The following is a 15584-nucleotide window of genomic DNA, read 5'->3' on the forward strand; positions in this document are numbered from 1 at the left end:
TAAACCCGCTCCCACAGGTACAACGAAGCCTTCAGCAGCGGTGCGTTCCGTGTGGGAGCGGGTTTACCCGCGAAAGGGCCATCACGGGTAATGCAGATCACTGGCAAATACGCCACGGTCAGTTACCATGCCTGTTTCAATCCTGATACAAGGCCGCTTTGTGTTCCCTGGCACGCCCTCGTACCCGCGCCTGCTCATACTGACTGCCCTGCTCGGCGGCCCGGCCGTGGCCGATGACCTGTTCATCGACAACACGGACCTGCCGCAGGTTCTGACTGCAACGCGCCTGAAACAATCCCCCGCCGCAGTCCCGGGCAGCATGACCGTGCTCGACAGCGAGCTGATTCGCGCCAGCGGTGCCCGCGACATCCCCGAGCTGCTACGCCTGGTGCCGGGCATGATGGTGGGCTACAACGCCGGCAACCAACCCACGGTCAACTACCACGGCAGCAACGTCAACGATGCCCGGCGCATGCAGGTGCTGATCGATGGCCGTTCGGTGTACCGCGCCGGCCTGGCCACGGTGGACTGGAGCGACATCCCCCTGGCCATGGAGGATATCGAGCGCATCGAGGTGTTCCGCGGCCCCAACACGGTCAGTTATGGCGCCAACGCGCTGATGGCAGTGGTCAACATCCTTACCCGCAACCCGGCCGACAGCCATGGCACGCGGATGAAAATGACTCGCGGCCAGGATGGTATCAACGATTTCTACGCCAGCCACGGCTTCGGCTGGGATGGCGGCGACATGCGCCTGTCGCTGTCAGGCCAGCAGGACGATGGCTTCGACGAGAACCAGTTCGGCCAGGATTACCGCGACAGCCGCCGATTGACCCGCTTCAATATCAACGCCAGCCACAGCCTGGCACACGACCAGACCCTGGAATGGCAACTTGCTGCGAAGGAAGGCAGCAACCAGCGGCCTTATACCTACCAGCCGGTGTTCGCCAAATACGAAGCCGGTAACAACGCTGACGTCAGTGCCAAGGACTACGCCGGCTCATTGCGCTGGACAAAGGACTTCAGTTCTGAGCACAGCCTGTATATCCAAGGCTCTGCCCAACATTTCGACCGTCAGCAGGTGTGGCGTGCCTGTGACGCTTTGCAGTCGTTCAGCCCGGAATTGACCCAGCTCTGGCAAATGAACCCCGATTTCGCCGAAAAAGTGGCGCGCGGCATTGCTACCGGCGCACCACTTTCGACCAACGATCCCGTCATGAGAGGGCTTCTGGAGAAGGTCCAGCAGCAATGGGCGAACGGTGGCAAGCAGCAGGTTTGCGGCGACGTCGACCAGAGCACCCGCGAAACCCGCTATGACCTGGAAATCCAGGACACCCTGAGCCTGACCGACAGCCTGCGCCTGCTCAGCGGCATGAACTACCGCTATGATCGTGCCGACTCGCAGACCTACTTCAATGGCAGCATCGACGACCAGACCTGGCGCCTGTTCGGCCAACTGGAGTGGCGCGCCGACGAACACTGGATCCTGCAGGGTGGTGCCATGTTCGAGGACTCGCGCCTGTCCGGCAGCTCGCTGACCCCACGCGTGGCGGTCAACTACCTGATCACCCCGCGCCATGGCCTGCGTGCAGTGTATTCCGAGGCAGTGCGCTCGCCAGACATGTTCGAGAACAACGTCAACTGGAGCTACACGGTCAAGAACCTGACCCCCAACGCCTTTGGCCTGCAAAACGGCGAATACTTCGTCAAGACCCGCGGCCCGGGCGACCTCGACCAGGAACGCATGCGCTCGCGCGAACTCGGCTACAACGGCTACTTCAGCGACATCGACCTGAACATGGATGTGAAGCTGTTCTATGACGAGATCACCGGCATGATCAGCGAGCCCCTGAAGAACAACCAATACATCGCCAGCAATGCCAACAAGGCCCGTTTCAGCGGCAGCGAGGCGCAACTGGACTGGCGCCCGACCCTGCGCGACCGCCTGCGGGTGACCTACGCCTACGTGGATGCATGGGCCAGCAACCCCGCCGACCGCCGCCTCAGCGCGCGCAACAGCGGCTCGGCCGGATGGATGCGCGAGTGGGGTGCCGGTTGGTCGAGCGCGCTGTTCTATTACGGCGACGATGCGCTCAACCAGTACCGCTACGAGCGCCTGGACCTGCGCCTGGCCAAGCGTTTCCGGGTGCATGGCAGCAACCTGGAGCTGGCGGCGCTGTGGCAACAGCGCCTGGACGATGAGCCGACCACCGCAATCCAGAACCGCTACGACAGCCGCCACCGCCTGAGCGTCAGCGCGGAGCTGGAGTTCTGATGGCCCTGCTGCTGCGCCTGTTGCTGTTGTGCCTGTGGCCGATGGGGCCGCTGTTCGCCAGCGAAATCCTGTTGGTAGGCGCGGAAGACCAGCCTGGCATTCGCAGTTTCGTCGCCGCGCTGGAAAGCCGCCGGCCGCACGACCATGTACATTTCCAGACCACCGACGACCTGCCACGTCCGGGCAAGCTCAAGGCTGACCAGCGCCTGATCCTGCTGGACAACGCCGCACTGGAATGGCGCCTCGCGGAAACTGCCGGCCCGCCGGCCCTGGCCATGAGGGTCAGCCGGGTACAGGCTGAACAGCGCCTGGGAAAGTCGCGGCCCGCGTTCCTCACGCTGCTGTGGAGCGATCCGCCGCTGGGCCGGCAGTTGCGCCTGGCGCGCTACCTGCTGCCGCAGGCCCAGCGCATTGGTGTGCTGTACGGTGAGCACAGCAGCTTTCTGCTCGAAGAGCTGCGCCACGCCGCCCGCGCGCTGGACCTGGAGATCATTGCCCAGGACTGGCCCGACCCGCGCGACAGCCGCCCTTTGCAACACTTGTTGGCCAACAGTGACGTGCTGCTGGGCCTGGACGATGCCGACCTGTACAACTCCAAGACTGCGAAAAACCTGCTGTTGAGCAGCTATGGCCGGCAGATGGCGCTGATCGGCCCGAACGCCGGGTTCGTCCGCGCCGGCGCCCTGGCCAGCACTTTCAGCGACCAGGACGATTGGCTGGCGGTGCTCGACCAGTTGCTCGACCAGCCACCGGCACGCTGGCCACGCAGCCTGTACCCGGTACGCTTCGGCGTCAGCGGCAACCAGCAGGTGGCGCGCGCCCTGGGCCTTGAACCGATCGATCCGAACGCCGCCGCCAAGGCCCTGGCCGAAGGAGAACCCACCCCATGAGCAAGCGCCTGAGCTGGGACATCCACACCCGCACCCAGATCATCAGCCTCGGCCCTGCCCTGCTGTTGACCTTGCTGCTGATCAGCTTCTTCACCTTCGTGCGTATCCAGGACCTGCGCCAGGAACTGAACCACACTGGGCAACTGATCGCCAACCAGCTGGCGCCAGCCTCGGAATACGGGGTGATCTCGGGCAACAACGAAGTGCTCGAGGGCCTGATGCGCGCCACGCTCAGCATCCCCCACGTGCGCTTCCTCGAGGTGCAGGACAGCCGCAACCACATACTGGTCTATGTGGAGCAGTCCGACGAAAGTGCCAACCGCGCGCAGCGCGTCGAAGTGTTCCAGGCGCCCATCCGCCTGCAGCAGATCCGCCTGGACAGCGACTTCCTGCAACAGGGCAAAGCCACCACCCCGGCCATCGGCGACGATTACCTGGGCCGGGTCATCGTCGGCATGTCCGATGACGCCTTCAGCCAGCGCCAGCAGGAAATCGTGATCAAGGCCGGCATCCTCGCGCTGTTCGCCCTGCTGTTCACCTTCCTGCTGGCGCGCCGCCTGGCCCTGAGCCTGGCCAAGCCGATCAGCGACATGGGCCATGCGGTCAAGGCCATCCAGCAGGGCGAGTACCACACCCTGTTGCCGGTGGTCGATGACAGCGAACTGGGCCATCTGGCACGCCACATCAATAACCTGGCCCATGCCCTGGCGCAGGCCAGCAATGAACAGAAGCAGGCGATCGCCGAGCTTATCCAGGCCCGCGAGGAGGCCGAACAGGCCAACCGCGCCAAATCGGATTTCCTCGCGATGATGAGCCACGAGCTGCGCACGCCGATGAATGGCGTGCTGGGCATGCTGCAGTTGCTGGAAACCACGCAGTTGAACAGCGAGCAGGCCGAGTACACCGCGGTGGCCAGCGAATCCACCGGGCACCTGCTCAAGGTCATCAACGACATCCTCGACTTCTCGCGCATCGAACGCGCCGCGCTGCAACTGGAACACATCGACTTCAACCTTGGCGAACTGATCACCAGCAGCGTCCAGTCGTTCCAGCACAGCGCCCGACAGCGCGGCCTTGCCCTGCACCTGCAAATGCCGGCGGGTATCGAGCAGCTGCAGGTGAACGGCGATCCCACGCGCATCCGCCAGATCCTGCTTAACCTGGTCGGCAACGCGCTGAAATTCACCGAACGCGGCCAGGTTCAGGTCGAGGCGCGCTGGCAGGTGCTGGACCGCCAACTGATCTGGCTGACCTGCAGTGTGCGCGACACCGGTATCGGCATCGACAACGAACGCCTGGAAATGATGTTTGTCGCCTTCCAGCAGGCCGACAGCTCGATTTCCCGCCGCTATGGCGGCACCGGGCTGGGGCTGTCGATCGCCCGCACCCTGGCCGAACGCATGGGCGGCAAGCTGCGTGGCGAAAGCCGTAAGGGCCTGGGCTCGACCTTCACCTTGGAGATGCCTCTAGCGCTGGCCAGCCCTGCCCCGCTCTCGCTGACGCAGCCAAGCGCTGCGCCACCGGCGGTGGCCGACAATGATCAGGTGCTGCTGGTAGAGGACAATCCGGTCAACCAAAGTGTCATCGAAGCCATGCTGCGTAGCCTGGGGCTGGCGGTATGCACGGCCGAGGACGGCCTGGAGGCGGTCGAACGGGTCAGCCGGCAGCGTTTTGCCGCCGTGCTGATGGACTGCCGCCTGCCGCACCTGGACGGCTATGAAGCCACCCGGCGTATCCGCCAGCTGCCCAACGGCACCAGGCTACCGATCATCGCCCTGACCGCCAACGCCTTGCAGGGCGACCGCGAGCGTTGCATGGCGGCCGGCATGGACGACTACCTGAGCAAACCCTTGCGCCGCACCGAACTGCAGCGTGTGCTGCAGCGCTGGCTACCCGGTCAGACAACCGCGACTGGCGATAAATGCTAAAGTGCGGCAGTCTTAAACACTGGACAGGACCTTCATCGGACCTGAAAATAGACGTTTCAGTGCACACCTGTACTTCTTTCACCGGGTGCACTGTGACTTTCACCACAACGCAATAGTCTACCTGTAGGCTGCCGCCCCGAACGCGATGCGTATCGGGCCGGCCGGGAAGATTCATCCCCTGCCGCAGGGGGTTATTGAGGAGCTCGCATGACCAAACAACACGCCTTTACTCGGGAAGACCTGCTGCGCTGCAGTCGCGGTGAGCTGTTCGGCCCAGGTAATGCGCAACTGCCCGCGCCGAACATGCTGATGGTCGATCGCATCACCCATATCAGCGAAGAAGGCGGCAAGTACGGCAAAGGTGAATTGGTCGCCGAGCTGGATATCAATCCGGACCTGTGGTTCTTCGCCTGCCACTTCGAAGGCGACCCGGTAATGCCGGGCTGCCTGGGCCTCGATGCCATGTGGCAGCTGGTAGGTTTCTTCCTCGGCTGGCAGGGCCTGCCAGGCCGCGGGCGCGCCCTGGGTTCGGGCGAGGTGAAGTTCTTCGGCCAGGTACTGCCGGAAGCCAAGAAAGTCACTTACAACATTCATATCAAGCGCGTCCTGAAGGGCAAGCTGAACATGGCCATCGCCGATGGCTCGGTCAGCGTCGACGGCCGCGAGATCTACACTGCCGAAGGCCTGCGGGTCGGCGTGTTCACCTCCACTGACAATTTCTAAGGGTTATTCGCATGCGCCGCGTCGTTATCACTGGTCTGGGCATCGTATCGTGCCTGGGCAATGACAAAGCTACCGTCACCGAAAACCTGCGCAACAGCCGTCCGGGTATCCGTTACAACCCGGAATACAAGGAAATGGGGCTGCGTAGCCAGGTTTCCGGGTCCATCGACCTCAACCTCGAAGAACTGATCGACCGCAAGGTCTACCGCTTCGTCGGCCACGCTGCTGCCTACGCCTACCTGGCGATGCAGGATGCGATCAAGGACGCCGGCCTGACCGAAGAGCAGGTTTCCAACCCGCGTACCGGCCTGGTGGCGGGCTCCGGCGGCGCCTCGACCCTGAACCAGATGGAAGCGCTGGACACCCTGCGTGAGAAAGGCGTCAAGCGCGTCGGCCCATACCGCGTTACCCGCACCATGGGCAGCACCGTTTCGGCGTGCCTGGCTACCCCGTTCAAGATCAAGGGTATCAACTACTCGATCTCCTCGGCCTGCGCCACTTCGGCACACTGCATCGGCACCGCGCTGGAGCAGATCCAGTGGGGCAAGCAGGACATCGTCTTCGCCGGTGGCGGTGAAGAAGAGCACTGGAGCCAGTCGTTCCTGTTCGATGCAATGGGCGCCCTGTCGACCAAGCGCAACGAAACCCCGGAACAGGCCTCGCGCGCCTACGACGCCGACCGTGATGGCTTCGTCATCGCTGGCGGTGGCGGCATGGTGGTGGTCGAGGAGCTGGAACACGCCCTGGCCCGTGGCGCCAAGATCTACGCGGAAATCGTCGGCTACGGCGCCACTTCCGACGGCTACGACATGGTTGCCCCGAGCGGCGAAGGTGCTATCCGCTGCATGCAGCAGGCGCTGTCGACCGTCGACACTCCGATCGATTACCTGAACACCCACGGCACCTCGACCCCGGTCGGTGACGTTGCCGAGATCAAGGGCGTTCGCGCCGTGTTCGGCGACAAGGCACCGAAAATCAGCTCAACCAAGAGCCTTTCGGGCCACTCGCTGGGCGCTGCCGGCGTACACGAGGCGATCTACTGCCTGCTGATGATGGAAAACAACTTCATCGCCGGCTCCGCCAACATCGACGAGCTGGACCCGGAGGTCGCCGACCTGCCGATCCTGCGCAAGACCGAAGAAAACGCCAAGATCGACACGGTCATGAGCAACAGCTTCGGCTTCGGCGGCACCAACGCCACCCTGGTGCTCAAGCGCTGGGAAGGCAAGTAAGACGCTGCTGCGGTAAACGAAAACGCCCCGACTGGTTCGGGGCGTTTTCATTTGTGTTGCCTGTACCGGCCTCTTCGCGGGCGCGCCGTAAGCGTCCGGCGAACTCACCTTGCGTAAGTCAGGCCGGCACCCACTGATGCGGCAGCAACTGTCCGATCTCACTGGCCCGTTGGGTCGGCAGCCGCGTCAGTACATCCTTGAGATAGGCATACGGATCATGCCCATTCATGCGTGCCGACTGGATCAAACTCATGATCGCCGCCGCGCGCTTGCCGCTGCGCAGCGACCCGGCAAACAACCAGTTCGAGCGCCCGAGTGCCCATGGCCGTATCTGGTTCTCGACCTGGTTGTTGTCGATGGGCACAGCCCCATCGTCCAAGTAGCGCGTCAGCGCTACCCAGCGTTTCAGGCTGTAATCGAGGGCTTTGGCTGTGGCTGATCCGTTGGGCACCAAGTCGCGCTGGGCCAACATCCAGTCATGCAGTGTTTTGAGGATCGGCACCGCCAATTCTTGTCGTATTCGCCAGCGCTCTTCATCACTCATGTCCCGCGCCTGACGTTCGACCTCGTACAAGCCGCTGATCGAGTGCAGTGCCTGTTCGGCCAGCTGACTTTTGTTCGCTACGTGCAGATCAAAGAACTTGCGACGGGCGTGAGCCATGCAGCCGATTTCAGTGATGCCTTGCTCAAATCCGGCCTTGTAGCCAGCGAAGTCATCGCAAACCAGCTTACCGTTCCAGTCGCCCAGGAAGTTGCGTGCATGTTGTCCGGCACGGCTTGGGCTGAAGTCGTAAACCACCGCGTTGAGCGCCGAAAACGGCGTCGTGCTGTACGCCCAGACATAGGCCCGGTGGGTTTTCTTCTCGCCTGGCGCAAGCATTTGCACCGGTGTTTCATCGGCGTGAATCACACCCTGGTTCAGCACCGCTTCACGCAGAGCATCAACTAGCGGCTGAAGTCTCACGCCAGTTTGTCCGACCCATTGCGCCAAGGTCGAACGAGCAATTGCCAGTCCGGCGCGACCAAAGATTTTCTCCTGCCGGTACAGCGGCAAGTGATCGGCAAACTTGGCCACCATCACGTGGGCCAACAAACCTGCGGTCGGGATACCTTTGTCGATAACCTGCGCCGGCACCGGCGCCTGAATCAGGGTTTCGCACTGACGGCAGGCCCATTTACCACGCACATGTTGCTCGACGGTAAATACGCCCGGCGTGTAATCCAGCTTCTCGCTGACGTCTTCGCCGATGCGTTGAAGTTGGCAGCCGCAGGCGCACTGGGTGTTTTCAGGTTCGTGACGAATTACTGTGCGTGGAAACTGCGGCGGCAAGGGCGCTCGTTTCGGGGACTGCCGTGGTTCGGCCTGTGGCGCAGCTGGGAGAAGCTGTTTCAGCTCGGCCTCGATAGCCTCAAGGTCGGTGTCGAGCAGGTCATCCAGCAAGCTGCTTTGCGCCGGGCTGATTTGCTCGCTGCGCTTGGCAAACTTGTGGCGTTTGAGCAGGGCGATTTCGAACTTGAACTGTTCGATGAGGATTTCATCGTTCTGGATCTTTCTGCTCATCGCCTCGACCTGGGACTGCAATTGCAACGCCTGTGCCGCCAAGGCACGAAGCTGTTCCGGGGTCATCTGGTCGAGGTTGGGCGAGAAAGTCATACCGCCGATTGTGCCAGAGCAGGCGCGGGACGACGACAAGTAGACCGGCCAAATGGCCGGCGGTTACAGCACGGTAATCACACCGCCTGCACCAACGCGCTGCCACGGCAGGCCCAGTACCAACGCCTGGAGTTGTTCGCTGTCGAGTTCGACCTCACTGCCATGACGAATGCCGGGCCAGTGGAACTTGCCTTGGTTCAGTCGCCGCGCCGCAAGCCAGATGCCCACGCCGTCGTGCACCAGCACTTTCATCCGGTTGGCCCGGCGATTGGCGAACAGATAAGCGCAGTGCGGCTTCGCCGCACCGAACACCGCAATCACCCGAGCCAGTGCCGTCTCGGTGCCGGCGCGCATGTCCATCGGCTCGGTGGCCAGCCAGATGTCATCGATGCGGATCATTGAGCGACAGCCCGAACAAATTGTGCGCAGCCCTCGGGATCTGAGGCTGGCCATTTCACCGTGATCACTTGCCCGGCCACGGGCAATTCGATGATCACTGACGCCTCGACTGGCCGTTTAGGTGCGGCTTTTAGCGGGACGAAAGCCGGTAGTGAAGCCGCTGCGGGCTGATCTCGATAGAGCGGCAGCCATTTGCGGATGACGTTGGCATTGATGCCGTGGCTGATGGCGACACTGGACACGGTTGCGCCAGGTTGCAGGCATTCCTGAACGACCTGGGCTTTGAATGGCTTGGGATAAGAGCTTCGTTGGCGCATGGAAATCCTGGCGATAAGGGTGATCGCGTCCGCTTAAAAATACGCGGACACCATCGCCCTTAATGCTGGAGTTCGGAAGGTGAGTTCGCCGGACGCTTACGGCGCGCCCGCTCCCACAGGTACAGCACCGGTTTCAACAGCAGCGCGGCCCCTGTGGGAGCGGGTTTACCCGCGAAAGGGCCGGCACAGGCGAAATACTATTGCTTGGGCAACACATCCAGAAAATTCTCCCTGGCCACCTTGTTGGCAACTTGTTCCGGCAATGCATCCAGAAACGGCCTGAACCCGTGCATCTGCTCCCCAAGGCTACCAAACCGCCCCACCACATCCGAACCCAGCATGAACCGTTCCGGGAACCTCTCGACCAGTGCCAGCCACTCCTTGCGCGGTACCCCCTGGCCATCCAGCAGATAGGGTTTCAGCACGCTCCACGACAAATCGACATACAGGTTCGGGTAATCCTCCAGCAACCGCGTCAGCACCGGCAGCAGAAAGTCCATTTGCGTCTGGTGCCGGTGAATCTCCATGCTGCTGCCGGCGTGCGCCCAGATGAACCGCGTGTGCGGGTGATTGCGCAGCGGCTGTTCGATCTCCGCCAGGTACAGCGGGTTACGCTCGCGCTTGGAGGTGATGTTGGAATGCAGCAGCACCGGCAGGTCGCGCTCGGCCGCCAGGTGGTAGATACGCGCCATGGCTTCGTTGTTGGCGCGCGGCGTGTCACCGCTGGTCAGAGCAGTCAGGTCATCGTGGCGGGTGAACACCTCGCCAATGCCCTGCCACAGCCCCGGATGCAGATCGAGCATGCGCTCGATATGGCTGGCGGCGTTCTTGTCCACCGGATTGAAGCCGGCCAGGAACGGATGAAAGCGCTTGCGCTGCTCGTCGGGCAGTTGCTGTAGCGCCGCAGCCACGTAGGTATCGGTGGCGCTGTACCAGTAGGCTTCGGCGTCATCCCCAGCGTAATAGCGTGGGCGCTTGGGCTCGTCTTCATGCCACTTCTTGGCCACCGGCACGCCGGAAATCATCGACTGCTCGATACCGGCGGCATCCATGGCCTTGATCAGCGCAGGCATGCCTTCGCTTTCCTGGAAGAAGTCGACGTAGTGCAGGTGAGCATCACTGTAGCGGTAGTCGCGTGCCTGCGCCGCTTGGCACAGCCAGGTGGATAACAGCACGCAGGCCAACGCTCTCACGATCATGATGAAGCTTCCTTTTCCGGGTATCAGATCTCTAGACCGGCCGGCCTGCGAGACGGTTCAGCCGGGGCGGGCAAACCGCTATGCTTGGGGCATTTCCACCTTGCCTGGAGCCTTCCCATGAGCAGCCCCCTGGTCATCCGCCCACGTGCCGAATCGGTCGAGGGCCAGCCGATCCTGCGCCCGCTGCCATCAGCCCAGTGTCGCAGCGTCGGCCCGTTCGTGTTTTTCGACCACATGCTCGAAACCGACTATGCCCCGGGGCATGGCATGGACATCCGCCAGCACCCGCATATCGGCCTGTCGACCCTTACCTACCTGTTCGAAGGGGCAATCCTGCACAAGGACAGCCTCGGCTCGGCGCAGCGGGTGCTGCCGGGCGACGTCAGCTGGATGACCGCAGGCAGCGGCGTGGCCCATGTCGAGCGCACGCCTGAAGATGCCCTGGCCCATGGCTCACGCCTGCACGGGCTGCAGGTATGGCTGGCGTCGCCACGCGAGCATGAACAAGGCCCGGCAAGCTACAGCCACCACCCGGCGGCGAGCCTGCCGGTCAGCGACAGCCTGGGGGTACGCATCTGCATGATCGCTGGCAGCGGGTTCTGCCTGGAATCGCCGGTGCCAGTGCTCTCCCCTACCCTGTACGCGCATGTACAGATGCAACCGGCAACCACGCTACTGGTGCCGAACGAGCATGCGCAGCGGGCGCTGTACCTGCTTGATGGTGAGCTGGTGATGAACGATGAGGATGTGGAACCCTGCAGCCTGGTGGTCCTGCCCGAGGGTGAAGAGGTGACGCTGTATGCGGAGGGTGAGTGCCAGCTGGTGCTGATTGGTGGCGCACCACTGGATGGGCCGCGGCGGATGAACTGGAACTTTGTCGCCAGTGATGTGGAGCTGATCGAACAGGCCCGGGCCAAGTGGGCTGCGGGGGATTGGCCGGTGGTGCCAGGGGAAACCTCGCGAATCGAGTTGCCTAGGTGAAAGGGGGGCGTTTTTGCGACCCATTCGCGGGTAAACCCGCTCCCACAGACAGCGCAGTACCTGTGGGAGCGGTTTACCCGCGAATGGGCTGCAAAGCAGCCCCGTGCAATCTCAGCGCTGGAAAACTTCGGTCAGCAGGTTATGCATCGCCCGGAACGCCCGCTCCGAGGTACGCCGGTCATACTGCATCTTGCCCGGCACGTTGGCGCTCGGGTCGGTAAACGAGTGCACCGCGCCGCCATAGCTCAGCAATTGCCAGTCAACCTTGGCCGCGTTCATCTCCTCCTCGAACGCCGGCAACTGCTCCTTCGGCACCAGTGGATCGGAAGCGCCGTGCAGCACCAGCACCGAGCCCTTGATGCGCTTGGCATCTTCCGGATTCGGCGTGTCCAGCGTGCCATGGAACGACACCGCTGCACGCAAATCGGCGCCGGTACGGGCCAGCTCCAGTGCACAGCAGCCACCAAAGCAGAAACCAAACGTGCCGACCTTGCCCGGCTCCAGAAGCACCTTCGACTGCCCCAACAGTTGCGCCAGGGCTTCCTGCATGCGCTTGCGCAGCTCGCCACGATCGTTCTTCAACGGCATCATCGCCGCGCCGGCCTCGTCCGCGTTGGACGGACGCACCGATTGTCCGTACAGGTCGGCAATCAGCACCACATAACCTTTCTCGGCCACTTCCTTGGCGATGCGCTCGGCACCTTCGCCGATACCCATCCAGTTCGGCGCCATCACCAGACCTGGCCGCCCCAGCGCGCCCGGCTCGTATACCAGGCGGCTTTCATACGCCTTGCCGGACAGGTGATAGACCAGCGATTCGACGATTACTTTGCTCATCAAGCACTCCTTTGGCACTCGTCATCAATATGCTCGCCATGAAAAAAGCCCGCCGAAGCGGGCTTTCCTATGCATCAACTCAAGCAGACAGTTCGACCAGCAGCTTGTTCAGGCGACGAACGTAAGCCGCCGGGTCCTTCAAGCTGTCACCGGCCGCCAGGGCCGCCTGATCGAACAGGATGTGCGACAGCTCGGCGAAGCGGTCTTCGCTCTGCTCGTTGTCCAGCTTCTCGATCAGCGGGTGGGTCGGGTTGAACTCGAAGATCGGCTTGGACTCCGGCACCTTCTGCCCGCTGGCTTCGAGGATCTGGCGCATCTGCAGACCCAGGTCCTGTTCACCGATGGCAAGGATCGCCGGCGAGTCGGTCAGGCGGTGCGACACGCGCACTTCGGCCACGCTGTCACCCAGCGCGCCCTTCAGGCGCTCGACCAGGCCTTCCTTGTCCTTGGCGACTTCTTCCTGGGCCTTCTTGTCTTCTTCCGAGTCCAGCTTGCCCAGGTCCAGGTCGCCACGGGCGACGTCGACAAAGGCCTTGCCGTCGAACTCGTTCAGGTAGCTCATCAGCCACTCGTCGATACGGTCGGTCAGCAGCAGCACTTCGATGCCTTTCTTGCGGAAGACTTCCAGGTGCGGGCTGTTCTTGACCTGCGCGTACGACTCGCCGGTGAGGTAGTAGATCTTGTCCTGGCCTTCCTTGACGCGAGCCAGGTAGTCCGCCAGGGCGACGCTCTGCTCGCCGCTGTCGTCCTGGGTGGAAGCGAAGCGCAGCAGGCCGGCGATCTTTTCCTTGTTGGCGAAGTCTTCGGCCGGGCCTTCCTTCAGCACCTGACCGAAGTTCTTCCAGAAGCCCTTGTACTGCTCGGGCTCGTTCTTCGCCAGCTTCTCCAGCATGTCCAGCACGCGCTTGGTCAGCGCGGTCTTCATCGAGTCGATGATCGGGTCTTTCTGCAGGATTTCACGCGACACGTTCAGCGACAGGTCGTTGGAGTCGACCACACCCTTGATGAAGCGCAGGTACAGCGGCAGGAACGATTCGGCCTGGTCCATGATGAACACGCGCTGCACGTACAGCTTCAGGCCGCGTGGCGCTTCGCGCTGGTACAGGTCGAACGGCGCGCGGGCCGGCACGTACAGCAGCGAGTTGTATTCGAGCTTGCCTTCTACCTTGTTGTGGCTCCAGGCCAGCGGGTTTTCGAAGTCATGGCCGATGTGCTTGTAGAACTCCTGGTATTCCTCGTCCTTGATTTCGGTACGCGGACGGGTCCACAGGGCGCTGGCACGGTTGACGGTTTCCCACTCTTCGGCCGGCTGCTCTTCGCCTTCGGCGGTAGCTTGCTCTTTCAGCAGCTGGATCGGCATGGCGATGTGGTCGGAGTACTTCTTGACCACGTTGCGCAGGCGCCAGCCATCGGCGAACTCCTGCTCGCCCTTCTTCAGGTGCAGGACGATGCGGGTGCCGCGCTGTGGCTTGTCGATGGTGGCGACTTCGAACTCACCTTCGCCCTTCGACGACCAGTGCACGCCTTCAGCGGCCGGCTGGCCGGCACGGCGGCTGTACACGTCGACCTTGTCGGCAACGATGAACGCGGAGTAGAAGCCCACACCGAACTGACCGATCAGGTGCGAGTCCTTCTTCTGGTCACCGGTGAGGTTCTTCATGAAGTCGGCAGTGCCGGACTTGGCGATGGTACCCAGGTGGGCGATGACGTCTTCGCGGCTCATGCCGATGCCGTTGTCCTCGAGGGTCACGGTACCGGCGTCCTTGTCGAAGCTCAGGCGAATCTTCAGGTCGGCGTCGCCTTCGAACAGCTCTGGCTTGGCCAGGGCCTCGAAACGCAGCTTGTCGGCGGCGTCGGAGGCGTTGGAGATCAATTCACGCAGGAAGATCTCCTTGTTCGAATACAGGGAATGGATCATGAGGTGCAGCAGCTGCTTTACCTCGGTCTGGAAGCCCAGCGTTTCTTTTTGAGTCTCCACACTCATGGTCTTCAAAACTCCGATCTGATGGCAGTTGACGCCTGGCGGCCAGGTTGGCCAGCGTTTAGCGGCGGATGTCATGCAGATGGGGGCTGCCCGGATGATTTCAAGGGCTTTTCCGGTTCGATCTTGAAATGGGCCCGAGCCGTGGCGATCGGCGACTGCCTGTCCCCCTGCCAGGCGGTGATGGCCACATTGGTCACCCGCCGGCCCTGGCGCCAAAGCTGGCATTGGGCGTAGGTATCGCGAAAGTGCCCGGCGCGCAGGTAATCGATGGAAAAGTCGATGATCTTCGGAATGCTTGCGCTCTCGCTGAAGATCAGCAGGTACAGCGCTGCCGACAGTTCCATGAAGCCCGCGATCACCCCACCATGGATGGCCGGCAGCAGCGGGTTGCCGATGTTGTCCTGGTTGGCCGGCAGGCGGAACAGCAGGTCATCGCCCTCACGCTCGCATTCAATGCCGATCAGGCCGGCATAGGGGATCAGCGCCAGCAAGGGCCGATAGTCTCCCGCCGCGTGGGCAGCGTTGAGCTGTTGGCGAACCTCGTACGGAATCATGCCCCGCCCTCCTTCAGGCTGTTGCCGAAGCGGAGGCCACCCTTGATTTCCTGGCCCAGGCGCATGAACGTGCCCACCACCTGGCAGATAGGCTGGGCGGGGTCATCCTGATAGGCCGTGCCACGGGTGAAGATCACATCGCGGGTGACTCGGTAGCATTGGGCATGGCCGTAGATGTCCTTGCCGGCCTCGGCCGGGTGCATGTAGTCGATGCGCAGGTCCAGTGTCGGGCACACCTCGAAGCGCGGCAGCACGCAGAGCGTGGCCATGCCGCAGGTGGTGTCCATCAGCGTGGTCAGCGCGCCGCCATGCACGGCGCCGGTCTGCGGGTTGCCGACGATGGCCGCAGACCATGGCAGCACCAAGGTCATGCCATCGGCATTGGTTTGCGCCACACGCATTTGCAACAACTGACAATGTTTCAGGGCCGAGAGAAAGCGCTCGGCCATGGCCATCAAGGTTGAATCGCTCATTGGCTGTTTCCCTGCGCATTGCCGCATCGGCATAAAATCGTTAAAAAGTCTATATAGAACGGGGCGTTATATATGTGTAATCTTCGCGGAACTTATTCCGCATAGTTGCACTCGAAGGAACAAGTCACTTATTTCACC

Annotated in this window: 14 protein-coding genes; 6 read left to right on the plus strand and 8 right to left on the minus strand. The window is 62.4% G+C overall.

The window, feature by feature from the left end; all coding sequences use genetic code 11:
* Positions 1-127 precede the first annotated feature (127 nt).
* The 5 genes from KDB76_RS19705 (at position 128) to fabB (ending at position 7048) form a co-directional block, all read left to right on the plus strand.
* Entirely contained in the window at positions 128-2275 is a 2148-nt protein-coding gene (locus KDB76_RS19705) for a TonB-dependent receptor (RefSeq protein ID WP_013973426.1), read from the plus strand.
* Entirely contained in the window at positions 2275-3165 is an 891-nt protein-coding gene (locus KDB76_RS19710; RefSeq protein WP_013973427.1) for an ABC transporter substrate-binding protein, read from the plus strand. The genes KDB76_RS19705 and KDB76_RS19710 overlap by 1 nt, the downstream gene beginning before the upstream one ends.
* Positions 3162-5093 (plus strand): ATP-binding protein, encoded by a 1932-nt coding sequence (locus KDB76_RS19715; RefSeq protein ID WP_038410000.1) that lies wholly within the window; start codon positions 3162-3164, stop codon positions 5091-5093. Before KDB76_RS19710 ends, KDB76_RS19715 begins: the two co-directional genes overlap by 4 nt.
* 207 nt (positions 5094-5300) lie before the next feature.
* A complete protein-coding gene (fabA, locus tag KDB76_RS19720) occupies positions 5301-5816 on the plus strand; it encodes a 3-hydroxyacyl-[acyl-carrier-protein] dehydratase FabA (protein ID WP_003251509.1) in 516 nt (171 codons plus the stop codon).
* Between the two features lie 11 nt (positions 5817-5827).
* Positions 5828-7048 (plus strand): beta-ketoacyl-ACP synthase I, encoded by a 1221-nt coding sequence (gene fabB, locus KDB76_RS19725; protein ID WP_013973429.1) that lies wholly within the window; start codon positions 5828-5830, stop codon positions 7046-7048.
* 118 nt (positions 7049-7166) lie between these two features.
* Here fabB and KDB76_RS19730 read toward each other — a convergent pair whose 3' ends face one another.
* From KDB76_RS19730 to KDB76_RS19745, 4 genes are all read right to left on the minus strand, one after another.
* Complete coding sequence (locus KDB76_RS19730) at positions 7167-8702, minus strand: IS66 family transposase (RefSeq protein WP_038409819.1); 1536 nt, start codon at positions 8700-8702, stop codon at positions 7167-7169.
* A 63-nt stretch (positions 8703-8765) separates the two neighbouring features.
* A complete protein-coding gene (tnpB, locus tag KDB76_RS29920) occupies positions 8766-9101 on the minus strand; it encodes an IS66 family insertion sequence element accessory protein TnpB (RefSeq protein ID WP_038409817.1) in 336 nt (111 codons plus the stop codon).
* Positions 9098-9418, minus strand: a complete 321-nt coding sequence (locus KDB76_RS19740) for a transposase (RefSeq protein ID WP_080708168.1) — start codon at positions 9416-9418, stop codon at positions 9098-9100. Before KDB76_RS19740 ends, tnpB begins: the two co-directional genes overlap by 4 nt.
* A 197-nt stretch (positions 9419-9615) precedes the next feature.
* Positions 9616-10617 (minus strand): amidohydrolase family protein, encoded by a 1002-nt coding sequence (locus KDB76_RS19745; protein WP_024087416.1) that lies wholly within the window; start codon positions 10615-10617, stop codon positions 9616-9618.
* A gap of 117 nt (positions 10618-10734) precedes the next feature.
* Between KDB76_RS19745 and KDB76_RS19750 the strand changes: the two genes are divergently transcribed.
* Positions 10735-11598, plus strand: a complete 864-nt coding sequence (locus KDB76_RS19750; RefSeq protein ID WP_013973431.1) for a pirin family protein — start codon at positions 10735-10737, stop codon at positions 11596-11598.
* A 111-nt stretch (positions 11599-11709) separates the two neighbouring features.
* Here KDB76_RS19750 and KDB76_RS19755 read toward each other — a convergent pair whose 3' ends face one another.
* The 4 genes from KDB76_RS19755 to KDB76_RS19770 form a co-directional block, all read right to left on the minus strand.
* Positions 11710-12435: a dienelactone hydrolase family protein gene (locus KDB76_RS19755; RefSeq protein ID WP_038410001.1), complete on the minus strand. Its 726-nt coding sequence runs from the start codon at positions 12433-12435 to the stop codon at positions 11710-11712.
* Between the two features lie 79 nt (positions 12436-12514).
* Positions 12515-14419, minus strand: coding sequence for a molecular chaperone HtpG (gene htpG / locus KDB76_RS19760; protein WP_023661535.1), 1905 nt, complete (start codon positions 14417-14419; stop codon positions 12515-12517).
* A 71-nt stretch (positions 14420-14490) separates the two neighbouring features.
* Positions 14491-14973, minus strand: coding sequence for a PaaI family thioesterase (locus KDB76_RS19765; RefSeq protein WP_038410002.1), 483 nt, complete (start codon positions 14971-14973; stop codon positions 14491-14493).
* Positions 14970-15446, minus strand: a complete 477-nt coding sequence (locus KDB76_RS19770; protein WP_013973435.1) for a PaaI family thioesterase — start codon at positions 15444-15446, stop codon at positions 14970-14972. Before KDB76_RS19770 ends, KDB76_RS19765 begins: the two co-directional genes overlap by 4 nt.
* Positions 15447-15584 lie beyond the last annotated feature (138 nt).

The organism is Pseudomonas sp. JS425 (genome assembly GCF_018223845.1).
GTDB lineage: Bacteria > Pseudomonadota > Gammaproteobacteria > Pseudomonadales > Pseudomonadaceae > Aquipseudomonas > Aquipseudomonas asiatica.